Origin of the sequence: Pseudomonas sp. GM78 (genome assembly GCF_000282475.1) — a bacterium.
GTDB lineage: Bacteria > Pseudomonadota > Gammaproteobacteria > Pseudomonadales > Pseudomonadaceae > Aquipseudomonas.
In genome coordinates this window covers 1-23409 of the sequence record NZ_AKJF01000220.1, presented here as the reverse complement: position 1 = coordinate 23409, position 23409 = coordinate 1, and the positions used below count along the sequence as shown (strand labels likewise).

At 60.8% G+C, this 23409-nt stretch carries 27 protein-coding genes; 12 read left to right on the top strand and 15 right to left on the bottom strand.

Annotated elements, in window-relative coordinates; translation table 11 throughout:
* Nucleotides 1-61 precede the first annotated feature (61 nt).
* Nucleotides 62-727, top strand: a complete 666-nt coding sequence (locus PMI35_RS00825; RefSeq protein ID WP_008066415.1) for an FKBP-type peptidyl-prolyl cis-trans isomerase — start codon at nt 62-64, stop codon at nt 725-727.
* Between the two features lie 61 nt (nt 728-788).
* Here the strand turns inward: PMI35_RS00825 and PMI35_RS00830 are convergent, their stop codons facing one another.
* The 7 genes from PMI35_RS00830 to PMI35_RS00860 all read right to left on the bottom strand — a co-directional run bounded on the left by PMI35_RS00830 (nt 789) and on the right by PMI35_RS00860 (nt 7211).
* On the bottom strand, nt 789-1247 hold the full coding sequence (locus PMI35_RS00830) for an Rsd/AlgQ family anti-sigma factor (protein ID WP_032832184.1): 459 nt from the start codon (nt 1245-1247) through the stop codon (nt 789-791).
* Nucleotides 1248-1424: 177 nt separating this feature from the next.
* Nucleotides 1425-1976 (bottom strand): disulfide bond formation protein B, encoded by a 552-nt coding sequence (locus PMI35_RS00835; protein ID WP_008066411.1) that lies wholly within the window; start codon nt 1974-1976, stop codon nt 1425-1427.
* 230 nt (nt 1977-2206) lie between these two features.
* Nucleotides 2207-3445 (bottom strand): heme biosynthesis protein HemY, encoded by a 1239-nt coding sequence (locus PMI35_RS00840; protein WP_008066407.1) that lies wholly within the window; start codon nt 3443-3445, stop codon nt 2207-2209.
* Nucleotides 3442-4602 (bottom strand): uroporphyrinogen-III C-methyltransferase, encoded by a 1161-nt coding sequence (locus PMI35_RS00845; protein ID WP_008066405.1) that lies wholly within the window; start codon nt 4600-4602, stop codon nt 3442-3444. The genes PMI35_RS00840 and PMI35_RS00845 overlap by 4 nt, the downstream gene beginning before the upstream one ends.
* 17 nt (nt 4603-4619) lie before the next feature.
* Nucleotides 4620-5387 carry a uroporphyrinogen-III synthase gene (locus PMI35_RS00850; protein WP_008066403.1) on the bottom strand — a complete coding sequence of 256 codons (768 nt, stop codon included), beginning with the start codon at nt 5385-5387 and terminating at the stop codon, nt 4620-4622.
* Nucleotides 5384-6325, bottom strand: coding sequence for a hydroxymethylbilane synthase (gene hemC, locus PMI35_RS00855; RefSeq protein WP_008066401.1), 942 nt, complete (start codon nt 6323-6325; stop codon nt 5384-5386). Before hemC ends, PMI35_RS00850 begins: the two co-directional genes overlap by 4 nt.
* A gap of 139 nt (nt 6326-6464) precedes the next feature.
* On the bottom strand, nt 6465-7211 hold the full coding sequence (locus tag PMI35_RS00860) for a LytR/AlgR family response regulator transcription factor (protein ID WP_008066399.1): 747 nt from the start codon (nt 7209-7211) through the stop codon (nt 6465-6467).
* Nucleotides 7212-7662: 451 nt separating this feature from the next.
* Here PMI35_RS00860 and argH point away from each other — a divergent pair, with 451 nt between their 5' ends.
* Complete coding sequence (gene argH, locus PMI35_RS00865) at nt 7663-9057, top strand: argininosuccinate lyase (protein ID WP_008066397.1); 1395 nt, start codon at nt 7663-7665, stop codon at nt 9055-9057.
* Nucleotides 9058-9162: 105 nt separating this feature from the next.
* Here the strand turns inward: argH and PMI35_RS00870 are convergent, their stop codons facing one another.
* A complete protein-coding gene (locus PMI35_RS00870) occupies nt 9163-9822 on the bottom strand; it encodes a glutathione S-transferase family protein (protein WP_008066395.1) in 660 nt (219 codons plus the stop codon).
* A 125-nt stretch (nt 9823-9947) separates the two neighbouring features.
* Between PMI35_RS00870 and PMI35_RS00875 the strand changes: the two genes are divergently transcribed.
* From PMI35_RS00875 to PMI35_RS00885, 3 genes are all read left to right on the top strand, one after another.
* Nucleotides 9948-10232 (top strand): hypothetical protein, encoded by a 285-nt coding sequence (locus tag PMI35_RS00875; protein WP_008066392.1) that lies wholly within the window; start codon nt 9948-9950, stop codon nt 10230-10232.
* 85 nt (nt 10233-10317) lie between these two features.
* Nucleotides 10318-10563 carry a TIGR02647 family protein gene (locus tag PMI35_RS00880; RefSeq protein WP_008066390.1) on the top strand — a complete coding sequence of 82 codons (246 nt, stop codon included), beginning with the start codon at nt 10318-10320 and terminating at the stop codon, nt 10561-10563.
* A 193-nt stretch (nt 10564-10756) separates the two neighbouring features.
* Entirely contained in the window at nt 10757-13603 is a 2847-nt protein-coding gene (locus PMI35_RS00885) for a class I adenylate cyclase (RefSeq protein WP_008066388.1), read from the top strand.
* Between the two features lie 7 nt (nt 13604-13610).
* Here the strand turns inward: PMI35_RS00885 and rnk are convergent, their stop codons facing one another.
* The 3 genes from rnk to cyaY all read right to left on the bottom strand — a co-directional run bounded on the left by rnk (nt 13611) and on the right by cyaY (nt 14739).
* Nucleotides 13611-14021: a nucleoside diphosphate kinase regulator gene (rnk, locus tag PMI35_RS00890; RefSeq protein WP_008015509.1), complete on the bottom strand. Its 411-nt coding sequence runs from the start codon at nt 14019-14021 to the stop codon at nt 13611-13613.
* Nucleotides 14022-14174: 153 nt separating this feature from the next.
* On the bottom strand, nt 14175-14402 hold the full coding sequence (locus PMI35_RS34350) for a DUF1289 domain-containing protein (protein ID WP_081504876.1): 228 nt from the start codon (nt 14400-14402) through the stop codon (nt 14175-14177).
* Nucleotides 14403-14406: 4 nt separating this feature from the next.
* Nucleotides 14407-14739, bottom strand: coding sequence for an iron donor protein CyaY (cyaY, locus tag PMI35_RS00895; protein WP_008066387.1), 333 nt, complete (start codon nt 14737-14739; stop codon nt 14407-14409).
* 318 nt (nt 14740-15057) lie between these two features.
* On the opposite strand from cyaY, the gene lptM reads away from it, so the two are divergent.
* The 6 genes from lptM to PMI35_RS00925 are packed head-to-tail and all read left to right on the top strand — an operon-like array spanning nt 15058 to nt 19676.
* A complete protein-coding gene (gene lptM, locus PMI35_RS00900) occupies nt 15058-15240 on the top strand; it encodes an LPS translocon maturation chaperone LptM (protein ID WP_008066386.1) in 183 nt (60 codons plus the stop codon).
* A gap of 9 nt (nt 15241-15249) precedes the next feature.
* Nucleotides 15250-16497, top strand: a complete 1248-nt coding sequence (lysA, locus tag PMI35_RS00905) for a diaminopimelate decarboxylase (protein WP_008066385.1) — start codon at nt 15250-15252, stop codon at nt 16495-16497.
* 4 nt (nt 16498-16501) lie between these two features.
* The gene (dapF, locus tag PMI35_RS00910; protein WP_008066383.1) at nt 16502-17332 is read left to right on the top strand and encodes a diaminopimelate epimerase; all 831 of its coding nucleotides are present in this window, start codon (nt 16502-16504) and stop codon (nt 17330-17332) included.
* A gap of 13 nt (nt 17333-17345) precedes the next feature.
* On the top strand, nt 17346-18071 hold the full coding sequence (locus tag PMI35_RS00915) for a DUF484 family protein (protein ID WP_008066381.1): 726 nt from the start codon (nt 17346-17348) through the stop codon (nt 18069-18071).
* A 1-nt stretch (nt 18072) separates the two neighbouring features.
* On the top strand, nt 18073-18972 hold the full coding sequence (gene xerC, locus PMI35_RS00920; RefSeq protein ID WP_008066372.1) for a tyrosine recombinase XerC: 900 nt from the start codon (nt 18073-18075) through the stop codon (nt 18970-18972).
* Entirely contained in the window at nt 18969-19676 is a 708-nt protein-coding gene (locus PMI35_RS00925; protein ID WP_008066370.1) for an HAD family hydrolase, read from the top strand. The genes xerC and PMI35_RS00925 overlap by 4 nt, the downstream gene beginning before the upstream one ends.
* A 186-nt stretch (nt 19677-19862) precedes the next feature.
* Here the strand turns inward: PMI35_RS00925 and sutA are convergent, their stop codons facing one another.
* The 4 genes from sutA to glnK all read right to left on the bottom strand — a co-directional run bounded on the left by sutA (nt 19863) and on the right by glnK (nt 22642).
* Nucleotides 19863-20186 (bottom strand): transcriptional regulator SutA, encoded by a 324-nt coding sequence (gene sutA / locus PMI35_RS00930; RefSeq protein WP_007980816.1) that lies wholly within the window; start codon nt 20184-20186, stop codon nt 19863-19865.
* Between the two features lie 101 nt (nt 20187-20287).
* Nucleotides 20288-20713: a secondary thiamine-phosphate synthase enzyme YjbQ gene (locus PMI35_RS00935; protein ID WP_008066362.1), complete on the bottom strand. Its 426-nt coding sequence runs from the start codon at nt 20711-20713 to the stop codon at nt 20288-20290.
* 217 nt (nt 20714-20930) lie between these two features.
* A complete protein-coding gene (locus tag PMI35_RS00940) occupies nt 20931-22268 on the bottom strand; it encodes an ammonium transporter (RefSeq protein WP_008066361.1) in 1338 nt (445 codons plus the stop codon).
* Nucleotides 22269-22303: 35 nt separating this feature from the next.
* Entirely contained in the window at nt 22304-22642 is a 339-nt protein-coding gene (gene glnK / locus PMI35_RS00945; RefSeq protein ID WP_002555808.1) for a P-II family nitrogen regulator, read from the bottom strand.
* Nucleotides 22643-23063: 421 nt separating this feature from the next.
* On the opposite strand from glnK, the gene PMI35_RS00950 reads away from it, so the two are divergent.
* Complete coding sequence (locus PMI35_RS00950) at nt 23064-23324, top strand: accessory factor UbiK family protein (protein ID WP_008066360.1); 261 nt, start codon at nt 23064-23066, stop codon at nt 23322-23324.
* The last annotated feature ends 85 nt before the right edge of the window (nt 23325-23409 follow it).

Here is a 23409-nt window from a genome sequence, read left to right as displayed (position 1 = left end):
GTTCACCGTTGAACGCATTCGCGCTGGCATAATCGCCCGCAACCCAGGCTGGAGAGTGCCCATGTCGCGCTACCTTTTTTTATCGTTCTGCGTGATTTTTTCCGTGGCCAACGCCACTGAAAAAAACCAGGAAAAAGACGCTCACGATCTCGCTTACAGCCTGGGCGCAAGTCTCGGCGAACGCTTGCGCCAGGAGGTTCCCGACTTGCAGATTCAGGCACTGGTCGAAGGACTGCAGCAGGCCTATCAAGGCAAGCCACTGGCGTTGAAGGACGAGCAGATAGAACAGATTTTGCGCGAGCACGAAACGCAGGGGACCCTGCAAACGCCTGCGCCGCAAAACGAGCAGGCACTTAAAAACGAGCACGACTTTCTCGCCAGGGAAAAAGCCAAACCCGGCGTTCGTGAATTGGCGGATGGAATACTCCTGACCGAGTTGGCACCGGGTACTGGTGCCAAGGCCGGACCCAACGGAAAGGTCCAGGTGCTTTACGTCGGTCGACTCCCGGACGGCACAGTGTTCGACCAGAACAACCAACCGCAATGGTTCAGTCTCGACAGCGTGATCAGTGGCTGGCGCAGTGCGCTGCAAGACATGCCGGTCGGTGCCAGATGGCGCCTGGTGATTCCATCGGCACAGGCTTATGGTTCCGACGGTGCCGGCGACCTGATCGCCCCCTTCACGCCTTTGGTGTTCGAGGTCGAATTGCGCGGCGCCACCAGTTGAAAGCACAAACGAAAAACGGTGCGCCATGGCGCACCGTTTTTAGGTCTTGCGGGGAGAACGATCAGGCCTGAACCGAATCTTCTTCCTTGTGAGCGGTATGCAGCACTTCGATCAGGCAGTCTTCCAGTTCGAAGCGCTCATGCAGCAAGCCACCCAGTGTCTTGAACTCGTCAGCAACACACTTCCCGGCATCGCACAGGTCGTTGAACGCGAGGAGTTTCTCGGTGATGACGTCGATGCGTGGGTAAATGGTCTCGGCGAGCTCCAGGCCACGCTTGTCGTTGAAGGCCTTGGCCTCCCCCGTCAACTGTTCGTAGATCTCGAAGTGGCCGGCGGACACGTAATCGACCAGCACGCCGCAGAACTCTTGCAAGTGCTTGCGGTTCTCGGACAGTGCTTCAGGTTTTGCTCCGAGCTTGTCGTACGCATCGATCAGCTCTTTACGCTCCTGCAACCAGCGGTCAATCAGCAGATGAACTCCACCCCAACGTTCCTGAGCATTCTGACAACTTTCGAGCATGGCGGTCTCTCTTCCCTTGTGGGTCATGCTGCTCTACACCTGTCGCACACTTGAGAATCAAGATTCGACCAGGCAGAGCGTCATCGAGCAACATAAATCCAATGACACGTGCGGGCCAGATTATGCCCGCGCGACGGTGGCTTCAAGGTACGCAGACGATAAAGTTCATACAAGTGTTTAATCTTTGGCAAGCACCCGGTGCGACGACTTGTCGCCGAGCGGTCGTCGAAGAGCGCTCAAGACCAGGCGTATCAGCTGATAAATACTCGGAATCATCACCGCAACGAAGAACAGCAGACTCCATTCCGGGATACTCAAATCGAACAACGTCCAGGCGATCCGCGGGCAGTCGACGGCACCCTGGAACATCATCTGCGCAATCCGCAGCCAAGGGGCGCTCGTGAATACCTCGGCCAGTTCAGGTGAGCAGGCGGAAAATTGATACACCGGATCGCTATGCAGGATCACCTGGCGCCAGGCCGTAAAGGTCCCCAACAGGCCGCAAAGCAGTGAGAGCAACCAATACACAAAGGCCCCCAGGCGACCGGGGCCGTGCACCGAAGCCATCAGGCTCAAACCCGTCAGCAGCGCCAGGCAAGCGCGTTGCAACAGGCACAAGCCACATGGCTGGAGGCCGACCGCATATTCCAGGTAATAGGAAACGCCCAGGGCCAGGGCGCCTGCGATGAACACAGTAAAAAACAGGGAGCGTGGGCAGGCCAACGACATGGCGTTTCCGTAACAATAAGAGTCCGACGGCTACGGTAGTGGAAAGCGCGCAGCCCTTTCAAGGCGGGCAGATGCAGACATTTCAGCAAATACGTAGGGAATTCCCGACAGACATCAGAGGATCAGGCGTAGTGGTCTGTAGGACTTTGCTGAAGCAGCATTGCGAAGGGAGAATTCCGACAAGCTTTGTAGCAGCGGATCGCCCATTCGAGCGATCCGTCACTCAGTGATCAAACGTGAGCCAACGCCGGCAGCGGCGCCGCCAGCAAGCGCTCATCGAGCAAGCCCAGGCCTTCCTGGAACAGCTGGTTGCTGCGCTCGGTGTCTCCCATCTGAGCCAGCAGGCGTGCCAGTTCAGCGCAGGCTTCCGGGTTGCGCTGTACTCGCAGACTGCTTTCCAGATAATCCCGGGCCTTACCCCACAGGCTGCTTTGCAGACACAGGCGACCCAGCGTCAGCAACAGGCCTGGATCGGTCGGATGATCTTTCAGCCAGCCCTCGGCGAGCTGCAGTTGGCGAGCCGGGTCACTGCCGCGCACCAATCCATAGAGGCGCGCCAGATGGCTGTCGTAGTTGCGTTTCAAAGCCGTACGCAAGACCTCTTCGGCCTGGACCTGAGCCCCCAGTTGCCGCAGTTGCTCGGCATAGGCGAGTACCAATTGCGGCTCTTGGCGCTGAGCCGATGTCAGCTGTTGCCATGCGCGATCGAGCGCTTGCAAACCGAGCGTCCCTTCCTCTTCCTGATGCGCCGCCAGGGACAGGTTCTCACCCCAGGCCCGGCGCTCCAGCTCGGCCAGTTCAGCCGCCGGCAGGACTTTGTCCTTGCGCAGCTCAGGCAACAGGCGGATCACTGCCGACCAGTCACCCCGCTGCTGAAGCAGGCGCTGCAACTGACGCAGGGTCTGGGCGTTATGAGGGTGGCGCTCGCGCATCGCCTGCAGGGTCGCCAGGGCGCCCTCGGTATCACCGCGATCGGTCTGCAATTGCGCGTGGTTCAAGGCTATCGCCAACTCCGCCTGGGGCTGACGCTCCAGGGCACGCTCCAGCAGATTGTCACTTTCTTCGTAGCGACCTTGTTCGTTCGCCGCACGTGCAGCCCCGAGGTAGTAAAGCAGCGGCTGACGCTCGGCTTCTGCGGCCCGATGCAAGTGACGTTGCGCACTGGCCCAGCGACCTTCGGCCAGGTCCAGTTGCCCGTGTTCGATCGCCACCTGGATCCGGCGGCTGCGATTGCGCCGAGACCACGGATTGACCACGCCACCGGAGGTGGTCACCAGCTCGACCAACGCCCTGATACCCCAGATGACCAGCCAGAGAACGGCGATCAAGGCCAGCGTTGCCCACAGGCTCGATTCGTAGCGAAAGCTCTTGTAGGCGATCAGCACGTAACCTGAATGCTCGGCGATGGCCAAGCCCAGCGCAGCCGCAGCCGCAATGGCCAGGAACACGATCACATAGAGGCGCTTCATGGGGTGGCCTCCTGCGCGGCATTCGCGGCAGGCTTGGCCAGCGGCTTGATCGAGTCCTCGGCGTTGACGTTACGCCGCTCCAGATAGCCCTGGACCGCACTCAGGGTCCCGGTCAGGTCCGGGGTAACCACAGAGACCGGCTGCTTGCTCAGTTCCGCCACCTGTTCGAGCATCACTTTGCTCTGAGGATTGTCCGGGTTGAAGTTGCCCTTGAGCACATCCCGCGCCTCTGCCAGCGCTTGCGAATACACCGCCGCCTGACCGTTGAGCGCAGCCCATTGCGCCTGCTCCAGCGCCAGGCTCAGGGCGAGGCGAACCTGGCTCAGGCTCTGCCCGGCCAGCAATGGGCGGACATTTTTGTCGGCGTTGAAATCGATACGTATGTAGCGCGAGATCTGATCCCACCATTGCGCCCAGCGACTGGCGCCGTCGCCATCGGCGGTCAACCCCAGCAGGGATTCGCCACGGTCCTTGTACTCGGGCGCCAGCTCGGTGAGGCTGATCACCTGGTCGCGCAACGCCCCCAACCGCAGGAACAAACCGGTGCGATCCGGCTGCTCGGTGCTGCGCAAGGCCACCAGGGTCTTGGCCACTTGCTCGCGAGCGGCGAAGGAGCCGGGGTCATTCTGCTCACGGAGGATTTCATCGGCGCCTTGCACCAGGGCCTGGGCGCTGCTGATGTCCTGCAAGGCCGAAAGGCGCAGGCTGGCCAGACGCAACAAGTGCTCGGCCTCGGCCAGGCGCCAGTCCTTGCGGCTGGCACCGAGGACGGTTTCCAGGCGCTGATTCAAGCGTTGCTGGTCGCCCTGCAACTGAATCACCAGGCGGCTGCGCTCCTCCAGTACATCGGCATTGGGCAGTTGTTCCAGGCGCGCACTCAGGCGCTGCTCGTTCAGCTTCAGGCTCTGTGCCTGATCGTTCAAAGCCTGCACCTGACTCAATTGCTGCTGGGTATTGGCTTGCAAGTGACGCACCTGCCAGACTCCCCAACCACCCACTGCGACACCGGCGGCGCCCAACAGCAGCGCGACGATTGCCAGCCCATTGCCTCGGCGTTGCTGCTCAGCAGGTGGTGGTCGCAGTTCATCAGAAGGTGCATCAACCGGTGCATCGAGCACTGGCCGCGAGTTATCTTTAGGCAAGGCTGTTTCGCTCACGTATCCATCCTTTGCATTTAGAGAACGGGCACGGGATGCTCCCGTAACGCCGTCAGCAAAGCCGCGGCACTGGCGCCACGACAATCCACAACTGTTTGGGCACCGGCAGCACGTGCAAGCTCGGCGACCCTGGGGCTTGGTACAAACAACGGCAACTGCGCCAACTGCGGCCAGGCATCGCCAGCCAATTGATGCAGGTGCTCAAAACCTTGTCCACTGCTGACCACCAGCGCATTCAGGCGTTCCGCTTCGATCCGCTGCTGCAGCGCAGTCGCAGGGTATTGCGGCAGCTCGCGGCGGTACAACTCCAGATACTCGACACTAGCACCTGCCTCGCGCAAACGCTCAGCCAGCAGTTCACGCCCACCCTCCCCGCGCAGGATCAGCACACGCGGATCGGGTCGGGCGAGAGCCTCGCGCAAATTCGCAAGTTCAAGCAAGGCTTCGCTGTCATCGCCTTCATCCGGAAAGCTCACGTGCAGGCCATGATCCTGAAGAATCTGTGCCGTCGCCGCGCCGACGCTGAACCACTTCACACGCGGTGCTTGAACACAAAACCGCTGGAGCAGTTCGATGCCGATTCGCGCGGCGGGCTTGCTGACCACGATCACTGCGCTGTAGCGATCCACTTCCCGGATCACTTCGCGGATTTTGTCAGAGACAGGGATCGGCACTATGTCCAAAAGCGGCAAGCTACTGCTGAAAATCCCCTGATCGGCCAACAAAGTGCCCAACGCCGCCGACTCATCCGCCGGACGTGTCAGCAGCAGACGCCAGCCCGTCACTCGTGACCTGCCTCGCCGTAGACCGCTTTGAGAATATCGGCGGCGCCCTGGCTCAAAAGGTCTTCGGCCACTTGCACCCCCAGAGCCTCGGCATCGCCACGCGGCGCTCGGGCCTGGGCGCTGAGCAGCAGGCCGCCACTCGGATCACCCACCAGGCCACGTAACCAGACCTGCTCGCCCTCAAGCACGGCGTAGCAGGCGATCGGCACCTGGCAGCCGCCATTGAGGTGTTTATTGAGTGCGCGTTCGGCGCTCACGCGGGTCGCCGTATCCTGGTGATGCAGCGGTGCGAGCAGTGCGTGAATTTCGCTGTCGGCGGTGCGGCATTCGATACCCACTGCGCCCTGGCCACCGGCCGGCAGGCTGTCGTCGACGCTGATGGCCGAGGTGATGCGATCTTCAAACCCCAACCGGATCAAGCCGGCGGACGCGAGGATGATGGCGTCGTATTCGCCGGCGTCGAGCTTGGCCAGGCGCGTGTTGACGTTGCCGCGCAGGAAGCGGATTTCCAGGTCCGGACGACGGTTCAGCAACTGGGCCTGGCGGCGCAGGCTCGACGTGCCGACAATGCTGCCAGGCGGCAACGCTTCAAGGCTGGCGTAGGTATTGGAGACAAATGCGTCGCGCGGGTCTTCGCGCTCGCAGATACAGAACAGGCCGAGGCCTTCAGGGAAGTCCATTGGCACGTCTTTCATGGAGTGCACGGCGATGTCGGCTTCGTTTTCCAACAGCGCGGTTTCCAGTTCCTTGACGAACAGGCCCTTGCCGCCGATTTTCGACAGGGGTGAGTCGAGCAGCTTGTCGCCGCGACTGACCATGGGCACCAAGGTGACGAGCAGACCCGGATGGGCCTGTTCCAGACGGGCTTTGACGTATTCGGCCTGCCACAGGGCAAGAGCGCTTTTGCGGGTGGCGATGCGGATCTGGCGAGAGGACATGGATCAATCCGTACTGAATAGATACGACGGATAATAACAGCTCAGCCAAATCCACTTTGACTTGTATCAGAAACTACTCGGCCTCCCTGGCCCCGGATATCCGGCAATCGGGTGTGAAGTCCGCCTTGCAGCCCGCGAATCAAAGCTGTTGCATCATTTTCCGCACGCCAGCCACATGACGTCGGCTGACGATCAATGCATCGCCATTCAGGCCCTTGAGGAACAGCTGGAAATGCCCCAGCGGTGTTCGTTGCAAGCGTTCGATGCGCTCGCGAGCGACCAGTGCGTTGCGGTGGATGCGCACGAAACGGTCGCCGAATTCATCTTCAAGGGCTTTGAGCGGCTCATCCAGCAGCACCTCGCCGCTTTCGTGACGCAAGGTCACGTACTTGTGGTCGGCGATAAAATAGACCACCTGATCCAGCGGAATCAGCTCGATCCCCTTGCGGGTACGGGCACTGATATGGCTGCGCGGGCCGTTGCCACTTTCGGCGGCAGGGCGAGTCAGGGCGGCGAGCTGGCCACGATTGGGCCGTTCGGCTTTTTTCAACGAGTCATGTAATTGTTCAGTTCGCACAGGTTTCACCAGATAGCCTACGGCGCTAGCCTGTAAGGCTTCCACGGCAAATTCATCGGGCCCCGTGCAAAACACCACGGCAGGCGGGGTTTCACGTTCGCACAATCGCGCGGCCACTTGCAGGCCATCGAGGCCTGGCATGCGGATATCGAGCAGCACGATATCCGGCTTGTGGCTGTCGATCAGTGCCAACGCTTCATCGCCGTTCGTGGCGCTGGGCTCCAGGACACTGTATCCCTCGAGCTCGCCAACCATTCGGCTCAGGCGCTCGCGGGCTTGGGGGTCGTCATCAACGATCAGGACATTCATATTGCGCTGGATTCCTGCGTGAGTCTCGCACAAGGATAGCGTAGACAGGTGAAGTGACGTCCGTCACCGCGATCCACGCTAAGACTAGCGCGAGCGTCAAAAAGTGCCGCTGGTCGGGCAGCTAAATTTTCATCTGCCGGGCGATTAGCGGCCCAGGCCCGCATTGGCGACACATCGCCACAGGGATTGTTGATACGCAATATGAACACCCCTCTTCTTATAGTCCTCTTTCGCACCGAGAAGTGCGCTGATCCTACTGTCCAACTGTAGACGGTTGCCGGAACGATATTGCTCAATTGAAAAATATCGTTGTGCAAATTGTTCGCACACCGACTCAGACACCCCGAGCAATGAAAACCAGTCGACCAGTGCCAGCGACAGGATTGGCAACCCTGTTATTATCCGCGGCAGCTTTCAACGCCATCCTTCTACAGCCGATACGAGCGAATTCATGAGCACTGACAAGACCAATCAGTCCTGGGGCGGCCGCTTCAGTGAACCCGTCGACGCCTTCGTCGCCCGCTTCACCGCCTCCGTCACCTTCGACCAGCGCCTGTATCGCCACGACATCATGGGCTCGATCGCCCACGCCACCATGCTGGCCAAGGTCGGCGTGCTGACCGATGCCGAGCGCGACAGCATCACCGATGGCCTGAAGACCATCCAGGGTGAAATCGAGGCCGGTCAGTTCGACTGGCGCGTCGACCTCGAAGACGTGCACATGAACATCGAGGCGCGCCTGACCGACCGCATTGGCGTGACCGGTAAGAAACTGCACACCGGCCGCAGCCGTAACGACCAGGTCGCCACCGACATCCGCCTGTGGCTGCGTGACGAAATCGACCTGATCCTGGGCGAAATCACCCGCCTGCAAAAAGGCCTGCTGGAGCAGGCCGAGCGCGAAGCGGGCAGCATCATGCCGGGCTTCACCCACCTGCAGACGGCACAGCCGGTGACCTTCGGGCACCACATGCTGGCCTGGTTCGAAATGCTCAGCCGCGACTACGAGCGCCTAGTCGACTGCCGCAAGCGCACCAACCGCATGCCACTGGGCAGTGCTGCGCTGGCTGGCACTACCTACCCGATCGACCGCGAATACACCGCCCAGTTGCTGGGCTTCGATGCCGTGGGCGGCAACTCGCTGGACAACGTCTCCGATCGCGACTTCGCCATCGAGTTCTGCTCGGCAGCCAGCATCGCGATGATGCACTTGTCGCGCTTCTCTGAAGAGCTGGTGCTGTGGACCAGCGCGCAGTTCCAGTTCATCGATCTGCCGGACCGTTTCTGCACAGGCAGCTCGATCATGCCGCAAAAGAAAAACCCGGACGTCCCGGAGCTGGTGCGTGGCAAGACCGGTCGTGTATTCGGCGCGCTGATGGGCCTGCTGACCCTGATGAAAGGCCAGCCCCTGGCCTACAACAAGGACAACCAGGAAGACAAGGAACCGCTGTTCGACGCCGCCGACACCCTGCGCGACTCGCTGCGCGCCTTTGCCGACATGATCCCGGCGATCAAGCCCAAGCACGCGATGATGCGTGAAGCAGCCCTGCGCGGCTTCTCCACCGCCACTGACCTGGCCGACTACCTGGTACGCCGCGGCCTGCCCTTCCGCGACTGCCATGAAATCGTTGGCCATGCCGTGAAATATGGCGTGGAAAGCGGCAAGGACCTGGCGGAAATGAGTCTGGAAGAACTGCGCAAGTTCAGCGACCAGATCGATCAGGACGTGTTTGCCGTGCTGACCCTGGAAGGCTCGGTCAATGCCCGTAACCACATCGGCGGCACCGCGCCGGCGCAGGTGAAGGCAGCCGTGGCTCGCGGTCAGGCATTGCTCGCCAGCCGCTAAAAGCTTCGCAGGCAAGCCTCGCTCCTACATTGGATGGTGTTCGCACATCAAATCCAATGTGGGAGCGAGCCTGCTCGCGATGACTGACTTCAGAACACGACCAATCTACTTCTTGGACGCGACCATCGCCATGAACGCTGGCATCGCCGCCTCCTTGTCCGCCGCAACCCGCTGAACATTCGGGTTATCGCCCAGGATCTCCAGCAGCGCCTTGGCTGCCGGCAGCTCAGCCAACAGATCGATATCGAACAGCTTCTTCGCCACACCGCACGCCAGCGGCACGCTGTACAGGAAATACAGATCCGCCACGCTCAGGCTTTCGCCTGCCACGTAGGGGCTGAATTTTCCGTGCCGGCCTAGCGCCGCAATACCCTGCAATAGTTCGGCCTTGGTTTTTTCCTTGATCGCTTCCGGTAGCGTCATGCCAAAAAACGCTTCTGGATAAGAGGCACGCGCCGGCAGCTCGATATACAGCTCGATTTCCTTGGCCAGCGCCAGCACCTGCGCCCGCTCGAACGGGTCGCTCGGCAGCAGCGGCGTGCCTTTCTGACTTTGCTCGATGTACTCGAGAATCACACTGGTTTCGTTGATGAAGCCCCGCCCTGTCTGCAACACCGGGACTTTGCCACGGGGGCTGATGGCCAGCGCCTCGGGGGTCTGACCGGCATAAAACGGCACTTCTTCGAACGGCAGTCCTTTCTCCAGCAGCGCCAGCTTGACCATGTTGTAGTAGTTGCTGACGGAAAAACCATAAAGCTTGAGCATCACATAGCCTCCAGGCCGTGCGGGGGTGGGCAGTGCCTGTTTATAGAATGCTCCGGGCATTCTTGCCAGCAGCATCACGCCGCTGAATGCAGTTAAACTGACAACCTTTCCCAGAGGAGCCTGCCATGAGCGAGCCAACCGATATCGACAACGACGAAGAAGAATTCGCCGAAACCACGCTGACCGAAGCCATCGAGAACCAGATCGAAAGCGACAATCCGCCGGCCGCCAAAGCCACCTTCAACAAGCTGACGCTGGTGGGTTACGAGCGCGAGGACATCCTCAACCTGATGGCCCACGTTTTGGCCATAGAAATCGACACGATGCTCGACGAAGACCGCGCGTTCAATACCGAATGGTACGAAGCCGCGCTGCGGGCACTGCCCGAGTTGCCGCCGGAAAAGCAATAACCCTGGTACGAGCACTGGACATGCTGCGCGAGTGAGATCACCTTAGGAGCGCTGTCGCCCAATTCCTAGAAAGTCTGGAGTCCTTATGTCGCTTACCCCTGAGTTGGTTGCCGAACTGGAAGTCCTCGCACTCTTCAACCTGGACAGTTCCCAGGAAGGTTTGAAAATTCATCAGACCGCTGCCCCGAAACACATTGCCGCTGCCAAACGCCTGCATGAAAAAGAACTGATCGACCAGCCCGATGGCGGCTATCTGACCAGCCTGGGTCGTGATGCTGCGCAAAACGTGCAAACCGTGCTCACCATTCTGAGAGCCGAAGAAACAGCCTGAATTCCCCTGCATCGCCCTCGGAAGGCCTGATTAAGGATTTCCGCGGGCGCACTTTTTATCCGCTTTCGCCCTTCGATAAAAATCTGACGCCAGAAATACAGAATCAGCTTAAAAGTCCCGGCGCCGAGGCGCTAAACTGCCCCTCACCCCGAGAGCCTCCACGTCCGAGCCCTGCGAGCCGGTTTGAGCTGACATGACCCGCACCCATGAAATCCACCCCGATCTGGACGAGGGAATTGACCGCAAGGTGCTCAGCCAACTGCGCGCACGCTTCCTCAAGCTCAACGAGGGGCGCATGGCGCGTGCCATGGAAGGGTTATCGACGCGCCAGCAAGGAGTATTGAACCTCCTGCCGCTGTTCTTCCACGTCAATCATCCGCTGCTGCCAGGTTACGTTTCGGGCAGCACGCCGGCCGGACTGTCGAATTTCGAGCCGGATGCCAGCGTCCTCGCCGAAGCCCAGCGCCTGACCCGCTCCTTTTCCTATAGGCCGCGCCACGGCAGCAATCCACCCCGGCCGATTCACGGCCTGTTCCTGATGGGCAGCCTCGGCACCCTGGCCCAGGCCGACCAGAGCGATATGGACGTATGGGTCTGCCACAGCCCGGACCTGAGCGAAAACGAGCTCGCCGAACTGCGCAAGAAGTGTCAGCTGCTCGAAGCCTGGGCTGCCAGCCAGGGTGCCGAGGCGCACTTCTTCCTGATCGACCCGATCCGCTTCGTACGGGGTGAGCGCGACAGCCAGCTGAGTTCGGAAGACTGTGGCACCACCCAGCACTATTTGCTGCTGGACGAGTTTTATCGCACGGCGATCTGGCTGGCAGGACGGACGCTTATCTGGTGGCTGGTGCCGGTGTATGAGGAAGCCAACTATGAGCAGTACACCCACACACTGACGTCCAAGCGCTTCATCCGCGCCGATGAAACCCTGGACCTGGGCCACATGGCCCGCATTCCGCCCGGGGAATTCATTGGTGCCGGGCTTTGGCAGCTGTTCAAGGGCATCGAGTCGCCGTACAAATCGGTGCTCAAACTCCTGCTGACCGAGGTGTACGCCAGCGAACACCCCAGCGTCCAATGCCTGAGCCTGCGCTTCAAACAGGCGGTGTTCGCCAATCGGCTCGACCTCGATGAGCTGGACCCGTATGTCGTGGTTTATCGGCGCATCGCGGAGTACCTCATCGCCCGCAACGAACCGGAGCGGTTGGAGCTGGTGCGCCGAGCGCTCTACCTGAAGGTCAATCGCAAACTCACCGGCAGCGGCGCACGTACCCAGGGCTGGCAACGCGCGTTACTTGAGCGCCTGGCCCGCGAATGGCAATGGGACCAGCGCCAATTGGCCCTGCTCGACAGCCGCAGCCAGTGGAAAGTCCGCCAGGTCATCTCGGAGCGCCGAGCCCTGGTCAATGAACTGAATTTCAGCTATCGCTTCCTGACCCAGTTTGCCCGCCACGAACAAACCATCAGCCCGATCAACAAGCGCGACCTCAGCGTGCTGGGTCGACGCCTGTATGCGGCCTTCGAACGCAAGGCGGACAAGATCGAGTTCATCAACCCCGGCATCGCCCCGGACCTGGCCGAAGACACCCTGACGCTGGTGTACGCGCCGAACAGGAAAGAACCGGAGCAAAGCCAGTGGGGCTTGTACAACGGCAGCCTGACCGCCCTTGAGTGGGAACATTTCGCCCCGATCAAACGCAGTCGCCATTTGCTCGAGCTGCTGGCCTGGTGCCACCGCAACGGTGTGATCGACAGCAGCACTCGGCTGGCCTTGCACCCGGGCAGCAGCGACCTGAGCGAATTCGAGCTGTTCAACCTGCTTGGCAGCCTGCAACAGAGCATTCCCCTGCCCCTGCCGACCGTCGCTGAAGAGCCCCTGTTGCGCGCCAGCGTGCCCAGCGAGGTGCTGATCCTGGTCAACGTTGGCATCGATCCGCTCAAGCACCACCGCGACCTGAACATCCTGATGACCACCGGGCGCACCGACTCCTTGAGCTACGCAGGCGTAAAGGAAAACCTGGTGCTGACCCTGGATCAGGTCACGCGCAACAGCTGGAACGAGGTGCTGGTCAGCCGCTACGACGGGCCCCATGCCCTGCTCGATTGCGTGCGCGACTACCTCAACGCCCTGCCCGGCGGGCCGCGGCAACCCAGGTTGAGAGTGCGTTGTTTCTGTCACAACCGCGCGCAGTTCATCGCCCAGCGCGTCGAAGACATCCTCGACACCGCACAGAACCTGCTGCTGAGCAAACTCAATCACCGCTACCTGATCCAGGTCCAGCAGCACTACCACGTGCTGGAGCTGATACCCGGTCAGGTCAAGCACATCGCGCTGGAAACCCTGCCGGCAATGCTCAACTACCTCGGTGAAGAACGGGCGAGCTACAGTCCATTGCACCTGGACCCGATGGCACTGGACGACCAGGACCTGGCGCTGCTGCTGCCGATGGGGCGACCGAACTGCATCCAGGTGTTCTACCGGGTCAACGAAACACAGGCCGACCTGTACGTGCTCGATGAATTCAATGCCCTGTGGCAGCAGCGCCTGCCGTGGCATGACGAGCACAGCCTGCTGGTGCCATTGCAGCGTTTCCTGCAATCGATCCAGTACCGGCGCGACGCCGCGCTGCCGATGGACACGGCCCAGCCTGCCAGCCTGGATACCCTGTACTACCAGCTGCTGCCTTCAGGCATAGGCCGGGCGCGTCGGGTGGATGCCCGACCGGCGCCGCAAACCCCGGCCAACAAACCCTTCTATGACGTACAGGCGATCGTCGGCAAAGCCGCGCCGGGCAAGGTACAGGTCACGTTGTATTGCAATCAGCGGGAGTTTTCCGAGCTGGAACATGGCGACCAGCTGTTCAGCGTGGTCGCCCGGGAAATCGTCAAGCAACGCTGCGAGACCGAACGCTACCGCTGCTACATCACCGATCTGGACCTTTCAGGCCTGCTCGGTGATGGTCAGGGGTCAAGCAATCTGTATCTTCGCTACAAGACCGACCTGGAGCGCGCATTGAACGAGGCGCTCGAACAGGTCTGAGGCGGGGTCAAACGTTGTAGTCGCCGCCGTTGGCTGGCTGCGATTCGACTTCAAGCAGGGTCAGTTTCAACGTCTTGCCGCCCGGTGCCGGCCAGTCAATGTGCTGGCCGACTTTCAGGCCCAGCAACGCGCTGCCGACTGGCGCCAGAATGGAAATCTTGCCTTCATCGGCGTTGGCATCCTTCGGATACACCAGCGTCAGGTGGTAGTCCTTGCCACTGCCCTCTTCACGGCAGTGCACGCGGGAGTTCATGGTCACGACATCGGCGGGCACTTCATCGTGGCCGACCAGTGTATCGGCGCGATCCAGTTCGGTTTGCAGCGCGATAACGCCCGGCAGCGTTTCGTCCAGGCTGTCGATCAGGCGCTCCAGACGTTGTACGTCCAGACGGGTAAGGGTGATGGAAGGTGCGGTCATGATCAGGGCAGACTCCTTTCTTCTGCACGAAAAAAGCAAAACCCCGCCAGAAAAAGGCGGGGTTTTCACAAGCCTCGATGGGTTGAGGCGTACCCGGACACTATCACAGCTCAAAAAATATACAAGCCGCCACCGGCGTACGGCTCTGTGCCCCTACCGGGCATTGGCCGTGGTTTTGCGATGCGAGGCCTGGGCGCAGATCACCCGTCGGCGTTCGTCATCCGCCGAGCGCCATTCGCGGATGTCTTCGACATGGCGAAAACACCCGAGGCAGACCTTCTGCTCATCCAGCCGGCACACGCCACTGCAGGGCGAAGGGACTGCCGGGCTGACGTTGCTGTAAAGCGGCTTTGGCGGACGAACGGGCGCAGGCTGGGTCACGAGGTTACAGGCCTTCGAAATCGAGTTCGATGCCGGCTTGCTGCTTGACGATGCGCTCGAGCATTTCACCCAGTTGCTCTTCGCTCTTGTCGCACATCCAGCGCTCGCTTTCTTCGTCGTAGTCGAAGTGGAAGCCACCGGACACCGCCGCCAGCCACAGCTGGCGCAGGGGCTCCTGGCGACTGAAGATCAACTGGCTGCCGCTTTCAAACTTCACGGTCAGCACGCCGGCCGAGCTTTCGAGATCGATATCCAGGTCGCTCTCGTCGAAGATGTCCTCCAACGTCTGCTGGGTGGCATCGACCAGATCGTGGAAACGCGCTTCGGACAAACTCATTACGGCAACCTCAAAAAGTGTCTGATCAGGCTCAAGCGCCGCACGATACGGACGAGCCCCGCTGATTGCAAAGGATAACGATCAAGCACCGATATAGGTACTCCGAACGCTGTACCTGTGGGAGCGGGCTTGCCCGCGATGGGGCCGGCAAATTCAACATCAATATCGACTGAACCATCGCTATCGCGGGCAAGCCCGCTCCCACAGGTATCGATGTGCTTGCGCGCAGGCCCGCCGGACGGGAGCCCCGTCGCATAGGCAAGCTGCCGGGTGGCCGGTATACTCCGGCGCAATTACTGCATTTTCAAGGATTTCGCCATGAAGCGCCTGATCTCTTCCCTAGCCGCGCTCGCTTCGATCGTCGCTTTTGCCTGCCTGGTTTCAGCCTGTGGCCAAAAAGGCCCGCTGTACCTGCCCGATGAAGATCAGGACCCTGCAGAGCAGGCCCAGTCCTCGCAAAAGCAGCCATCCAAGTCGCACAAGCACGACGTCTACCAATAAGGGAACATCATGGACGCTTTTAACTACCGTGACGGTGAACTGTTCGCGGAAGGTGTTGCCCTGTCTGCTATCGCTGATCGCTTTGGTACACCGACCTACGTTTACTCGCGCGCGCACATCGAAGCCCAATACCTGGCATATGCCGATGCCCTGGTTGGCATGCCTCACCTGGTTTGCTTTGCGGTCAAGGCCAACTCCAACCTGGGTGTGCTGAATGTCCTGGCGCGCCTGGGCGCCGGTTTCGACATCGTTTCCCGTGGCGAACTGGAACGTGTGCTGGCCGCTGGCGGCAGCGCCGACAAGATCGTGTTCTCCGGCGTCGGCAAGACCCGCGACGACATGCGTCGTGCGCTGGAAGTCGGCGTGCACTGCTTCAACGTCGAGTCCACTGACGAGCTGGAACGCCTGCAAGTGGTGGCGGCCGAGCTGGGTGTTCGGGCGCCGATCTCGCTGCGCGTCAACCCGGACGTCGATGCCGGTACTCACCCGTACATCTCCACCGGTCTCAAAGAGAACAAGTTCGGCATCGCCATCGCCGACGCCGAAGACGTGTACGTGCGTGCCGCGCAGCTGCCGAACCTGGAAGTGGTCGGCGTCGATTGCCATATCGGCTCGCAACTGACCACCCTGCCACCGTTCATCGATGCCCTCGATCGCCTGCTGGGCCTGGTCGACCGCCTCGGCGACTGCGGCATCTACCTGCGCCACATCGATCTCGGTGGTGGCCTGGGTGTGCGTTATCGCGATGAAGAACCGCCATTGGCTGCTGACTACATCAAGGCCGTGCGCGAGCGCCTCGACGGTCGCGACCTGGCACTGGTGTTCGAACCGGGCCGCTTCATCGTCGCCAACGCCGGCGTGCTGCTGACCCAGGTCGAGTACCTCAAGCACACCGAACACAAAGACTTCGCCATCGTCGACGCGGCCATGAACGACCTGATCCGCCCGGCGCTGTACCAGGCCTGGATGGACGTCACCGCCGTGCGCCCGCGCACTACCGCTGCCCGCCCCTACGACATCGTCGGCCCGATCTGCGAGACCGGTGACTTCCTGGCCAAGGAGCGTGAGCTTGCGCTGGAAGAAGGCGACCTGCTGGCCGTGCATTCGGCCGGCGCCTATGGGTTTGTCATGAGCTCCAACTACAACACCCGCGGCCGCGCCGCTGAAGTGTTGGTGGACGGTGATCAGGCATTTGAAGTGCGTCGCCGTGAGACGGTAGCCGAGTTGTTCGCTGGCGAAAGCCTGCTGCCGGAGTAAAACCATGCTGCTGCGTTTTACCAAGATGCACGGCCTGGGCAATGACTTCATGGTCCTCGACCTGGTCAGCCAGCACGCGCATATTCTGCCCAAGCATGCAAAGCTTTGGGGTGATCGGCACACCGGCATCGGTTTCGACCAGTTGCTGATCGTCGAAGCCCCGAGCAACCCGGACGTGGACTTCCGCTATCGGATCTTCAACTCCGACGGCTCCGAAGTGGAACAGTGCGGCAACGGTGCGCGCTGTTTCGCCCGTTTTGTGCTCGACAAGCGCCTGACCGCGAAACGGCAGATCCGTGTCGAGACCAAAAGCGGCATTATCGAGCTGGATGTTCGCAACGACGGACAGATCGGCGTGAACATGGGCGCGCCGCGCCTGGTGCCGGCCGATATTCCGTTCCAGGCGCCGGAACAGGCCCTGAGCTACCAGGTTGACGTCGACGGCACACCGGTCGAGCTGGCTGCCGTGTCCATGGGCAATCCCCACGCCGTGTTGCGGGTCAGCGACATCAACAATGCACCGGTACATGAACTGGGGCCGAAAATCGAAAATCACCCGCGCTTCCCGGCACGGGTCAATGTCGGTTTTCTCCAGGTCATCGACCGGGGCCGCGCGCAGTTGCGCGTCTGGGAGCGCGGGGCCGGGGAAACCCAGGCCTGCGGTACCGGCGCCTGTGCCGCGGCGGTGGCCGCGATCAGCCAGGGGTGGATGGATTCGCCGCTATTGATCGACCTGCCCGGCGGGCGTCTGTCCATTGAATGGGCAGGCCCTGGCCAACCGGTCATGATGACCGGCCCGGCAGTACGCGTATACGAAGGACAAGTACGTCTTTGAGTGAGCCAAAGCCATGACCGATAAGCCCCAGGTACCCGCCCGACAGCCCGACGAATCAGCGTCCGAAAGCCTGGAGGCGGCGGCGATTGCCGCGTACCTGGAGGCTCATCCGGACTTCTTCGTCGAACACGAAGAACTGCTGCCGGCCTTGCGCATTCCCCATCGACGTGGCGACACCGTGTCCCTGGTCGAACGCCAGATGACCATCCTGCGGGACCGCAACATCGAGTTGCGGCACCGCCTCTCGCACTTGATGGATGTGGCCCGCGACAACGACCGCCTCTTCGACAAGACCCGCCGCCTGATCCTTGCGCTGATGGACGCCAACACCCTGGAAGACGTGGTGATGTGCGTCGAAGACAGCCTGCGCCAGGACTTCCAGGTGCCCTTCGTCAGTCTCATCCTGCTCGGCGACAACCCCATGCCGGTTGGCCGCTGGGTCACTCACGCCGAGGCACAAGTGGCCATTGGCGGCTTGCTACAGGAAGAAAAAAGCGTCAGCGGCACCCTGCGCGAGCATGAACTGGACTTTCTGTTCGGCGAAGAGCAGCGCAAGCAGATCGGCTCCACCGCCGTGGTCGCCATCAGTCACCAGGGCATCCACGGCATCCTGGCCATCGCCAGCCGTGACCCGCAGCACTACAAGAGCTCGGTGGGCACGCTGTTTTTGAGCTACATCGCGGAAGTCATGGGTCGCGTGCTGCCACGGCTCAACAGCTCCCTGCGCTCGGTACGCTGATATGGAACGGCAACTGGACGCTTACTGCGAACACCTGCGCAGTGAGCGGCAGGTGTCGCCGCACACCCTATCGGCCTATCGCCGCGACCTCGACAAAGTGCTGGACTGGTGCGTCAAACAGAACATCGGCAGTTGGGCGGCCCTGGACATCCAGCGCCTGCGCAGCCTGATCGCCCGCCTGCATTCACAAGGTCAATCGTCCCGCAGCCTGGCACGGCTGCTGTCGGCAGTACGTGGGCTTTATCACTACCTGAACCGCGAAGGCCTCTGCGATCACGACCCCGCCAATGGCCTGGCACCGCCCAAGGGCGAGCGCCGCTTGCCGAAAACCCTCGATACCGACCGCGCGCTGCAACTGCTGGAAGGTGGCGTGGAAGACGACTTTCTGGCGCGCCGGGATCAGGCGATCCTTGAACTGTTCTACTCCTCCGGGCTGCGCCTGTCGGAGCTGACCGGACTCAATCTCGATCAGCTGGATCTGGCGGACGGCATGGTCCAGGTGCACGGCAAGGGCAGCAAAACCCGTCTGCTGCCAGTGGGTGCGAAAGCCCGAGAGGCGCTGGAACAGTGGCTGCCACTGCGGGCCCTGGCCAATCCGGCGGACGATGCGGTGTTTGTCAGCCAACAAGGCCGGCGCTTGGGACCACGGGCGATCCAGCTGCGGGTCAAGGCCGCGGGCGAACGCGAACTGGGGCAAAACCTTCACCCGCACATGTTGCGACATTCTTTCGCCAGCCACCTGCTGGAGTCCTCCCAGGACTTGCGGGCGGTGCAGGAACTGCTCGGCCACTCGGACATCAAGACCACCCAGATCTACACCCACCTGGATTTCCAGCACCTGGCAACCGTCTACGACAGCGCCCATCCACGGGCCAAACGCATTAAGGGCGACGATTCATGACTCTCCAACTGATCACTTTCGACCTCGATGACACCCTGTGGGACACCGCCCCGGTGATCGTCAGCGCCGAAGCCGTATTGCGTGAATGGCTGACTGAACATGCGCCCAACCTGGGCGCTGTTCCGGTGGAACATTTGTGGGCCATTCGCGAACGCATCCTGAGCATCGAACCGGCACTCAAACACCGTATCAGTGCCTTGCGTCGTCGCGTGTTGTTTCAAGCGCTGGAAGAAGCCGGGTACGCCCACGCTGAGGCGTCGGACCTGGCCGATCAGAGTTTCGAAGTGTTCCTGCATGCCCGGCATCAGCTGGAAATCTTCCCGGAGGTGCAACCCACCCTCCAGGCACTGGCCAACCATTACACCCTCGGCGTGGTCACCAACGGCAACGCCGATGTGCGCCGCCTGGGGTTGGCGGACTACTTCAAGTTTGCGTTGTGCGCCGAAGACATCGGCATCGCAAAACCCGATGCACGCCTGTTTCATGAAGCGCTGCAGCGCGGTGGTGCAACCCCGGAAACGGCGGTGCATATCGGTGATCATCCGGGGGATGACATTGCCGGTGCGCAACAGGCAGGATTGCGGGCGATCTGGTTCAACCCGGCGGGTAAAGTCTGGGAGGCTGAACGTTTGCCGGATGCTGAAATTCGCAGCCTGACCGAGCTGCCGGCGTTGTTGGCGCAGTGGAATTCAGTTTCGGCCTGACACAAGACCCTGTAGGAGTGAGCCTGCTCGCGATGAGGCGAGCACATCCACCATTGATGTCGCCTGACCCACCGCCATCGCGAGCAGGCTCACTCCTACAATGAATTGTGCCAAGCCCAGGACTTTGTTTCAGGCATGAAAAAGCCCGCAGCGACGGCGGGCTTTTTCAGCAAGCGCGCAGCAGGCTCAGATAGGCCGGCTACCGTACTTGTTGTCAGGCTTCTTGGGCGGATCGGCGACCACATTGGCCTCCACTTCCTGCACCTTGCCACCACGAGCCAGGAACTCTTCCATGGCCTTGGCCAGGGCGTCGCGTTCCTTGTTCTTGGCTTCGACACTCGGCAGCTCATCAACCGATACCGCTGCCTTGGCTTTGCCTTTGGCGGTCGGAACGGGGGCATCACCGCCGTCGTCTTCAGCGACGTCTTCCGCCGCTGCTTCCAGACCTTCTTCGGTTTCGTCGTCGTCGCCTACTTCGAGGTCGTCGTTTTCCAGATCATCGTCGCTCATGTTCTACCTCATGACTTGCGAAAAGCAGATTAGTTATAGCCCAGCTTTGCCCTCTGTCGAAGGCCGCCGGAAAAAAATCAACAACCGCTGCTGACCAGCGGTTATGCCCCTTCACCGTGCACGGTGGCGAGGACTTTACGGGCACCGCCATGATCACGGTGCTCGCCCAGATAAACGCCTTGCCAGGTCCCTAATGCCAGTCGGCCCGCCGAAATCGGCAAACTGAGCTGACAGCCAAGCACGCTGGCCTTGAAGTGCGCCGGGAGGTCGTCCAGGCCTTCGTCGTTATGCTCATAGCCGTCTGTTCCTTGTGGGATCAGACGATTGAAAAATCGTTCGAAGTCGCGACGGACCGCCGGATCGGCGTTCTCGTTGATGGTCAACGACGCCGAGGTATGCTGTATCCACAAATGCAACAGACCGACCCGACACGCCTTGAGTTCAGGCAGGCCGGCGAGTAACTCGTCCGTTACCAGATGAAACCCCCGGGGCCTCGCCCGAAGGGTTATCAGAGTCTGTTGCCACATACAGTTCTCCGCACGTCCGGGGCGCATTCTAGCGCGCTCTGGGAAAAAACAAAGGCCCTGATCATCCCTCATTCCTGTAAGCCTTCGACCGTACAAATATACCCGACGCAAACATCGTAAAACCTGTAGGAAAAAACCTTTCAGCTCACCCTTTCAATGACAAATTCCAGACAAAAAAATGCCCGGCAAGCCGGGCAAGTTTTTTTCATGCGCGTGCTTACAAGTTGTAGCCGCGTTCGTTGTGAAGCGCCAGATCGATACCGACCGCTTCTTCTTCCTCGGTGATACGCAGGCCCATGACAGCGTCCAGGACCTTGAGGATGATGTAGGTGACGATCGCGGTGTAGATCACCGTGAAGCCCACGCCCTTGAGCTGAATCCAGACCTGAGCACCGATATCGGTGACAGTGCCGAAACCACCCAGGGCCGGTGCAGCGAACACACCGGTCAGGATCGCGCCGAGAATACCGCCGATACCGTGCACGCCGAAGGCATCCAGGGAGTCGTCATAGCCGAGTTTGCGTTTCAGGGTGGTCGCGCAGAAGAAGCACACCACGCCCGCTGCCAGACCGATCACCAGGGCGCCCATCGGGCCCACGGTGCCAGCGGCCGGGGTGATCGCAACCAGACCTGCAACCACACCCGAAGCGATACCCAATGCACTTGGCTTGCCGTGGGTGACCCACTCGGCAAACATCCAGCCCAGTGCAGCGGCGGCGGTAGCGATCTGGGTAACCAGCATCGCCATGCCGGCGGTGCCGTTGGCCGCCGCAGCGGAACCGGCGTTGAAACCGAACCAGCCGACCCACAGCATGGCCGCGCCCATCAGGGTGTAACCGAGGTTGTGCGGCGCCATCGGCGTGGTCGGGAAGCCTTTGCGCTTGCCCAGTACCAGGCAGGCAACCAGACCGGCCACACCCGCGTTGATGTGCACCACGGTGCCGCCAGCGAAGTCCAGCACGCCCCAGTCCCACATCAGGCCGCCGTTGCCGGACCAGACCATGTGCGCGATCGGTGCATACACCAGGGTGAACCAGATGGCCATGAAGATCAGCATCGCGGAGAACTTCATGCGCTCGGCGAAAGCACCGACGATCAGCGCCGGAGTGATGATGGCGAACGTCATCTGGAAGGTGATGAACACCGCCTCAGGGAACAGCGCCGCAGGACCGGTCAGGCTGGATGGCGTAACACCGGCGAGGAAAGCCTTGCCCATGCCACCGAAAAAGGAGTTGAAGTTGACGACGCCCTGCTCCATGCCGGTGGTGTCGAACGCGATGCTGTAGCCATAAATGACCCACAGGACGCTGATCAGACCGGTAATGGCGAAGCACTGCATCATCACGGAAAGAATGTTTTTGGAGCGCACCATGCCGCCGTAGAACAGCGCGAGGCCGGGAATGGTCATGAACAGCACGAGGGCTGTCGAGGTCAACATCCAGGCGGTATCGCCGGAGTTGAGGACTGGGGCCGCCACTTCGTCTGCCGCCATGGCCAGGCAGGGCATTACGAAGGACAACAGGGCTCCTAGCCCTGCGAATTTACGCAGAGTCATTTTGTTTTCTCCTGGGGCGTTGGGTTTGTGGCGGCTTAGATTGCGTCGGTATCGGTTTCGCCGGTACGGATGCGAATCGCCTGTTCCAGATTGACCACGAAGATCTTGCCGTCACCGATCTTGCCGGTGTTGGCCGCCTTGGTTATCGCCTCGATAACCCGGTCGAGATCCTTGTCGTCAATGGCGACATCAATCTTCACCTTTGGCAGGAAATCGACCACGTACTCCGCGCCGCGATACAGCTCGGTGTGACCCTTCTGCCGACCGAAGCCTTTGACTTCAGTAACGGTAATGCCCTGCACGCCGATCTCGGACAACGACTCGCGCACGTCGTCCAACTTGAACGGCTTGATGATGGCAGTGACTAGCTTCATGAAAACTCTCTCCCGAATTTGGTGGACTTGCCCCAGGAAAACAAACCCGTCTCAAGTCTAAGCGCAGTGCCTGGCTTTGTAACGCATCGTCGGCCTTACCTGCCCGTCCGACGCCAGCTAACCGCTCCTTGCGAAACACTCCCCGCGTTTCGCCTGGCGCACTGCATTCGTCACAGCGACTGCATCAGTGCATGGGTCATCAGCATCTAAGCAGAAAGCTTGCCATCTCCACAAAACACATAGTTTTCAAGCCTTTGCCAACAGATCGCGACCACTTCACGACAACACCCAACGCGTTACGCACAACAACGGTGCGAGACCGTCCGTCCCCATGCGCGAAAAGCGTGCATCCCTGACCCGCGAATTTGACTATAGACACTGCGTGGTACACTGCCCGTCATTGCTACCAGGACATTTCCCCATGCTCGCGCCCAAAGACTTCCTCGACGCCCTGACAGGCACCGCCTCCCGCCTCTTCAGCGGCGACACTCCACTGCCGAAAAGCGAAATCGAAAGCCAGTTCAAGGCGCTGTTGCAGAGCGGGTTCAGCAAACTGGATCTGGTTAGCCGGGAAGAGTTCGATAGCCAGATGGTTGTATTGGCGCGCACGCGGGCAAGGTTGGAGGCGCTTGAGGCGAAAGTGGCGGAGTTGGAAGCGAAGCTCACTCCACCGACCGAGTAAACACCGCGATCCCTGTGGGAGCGGGCTTGCCCGCGATTGAAGGTCGGCACGACCTTCCGCTTTACCTGTAGGAGCTGCCGAAGGC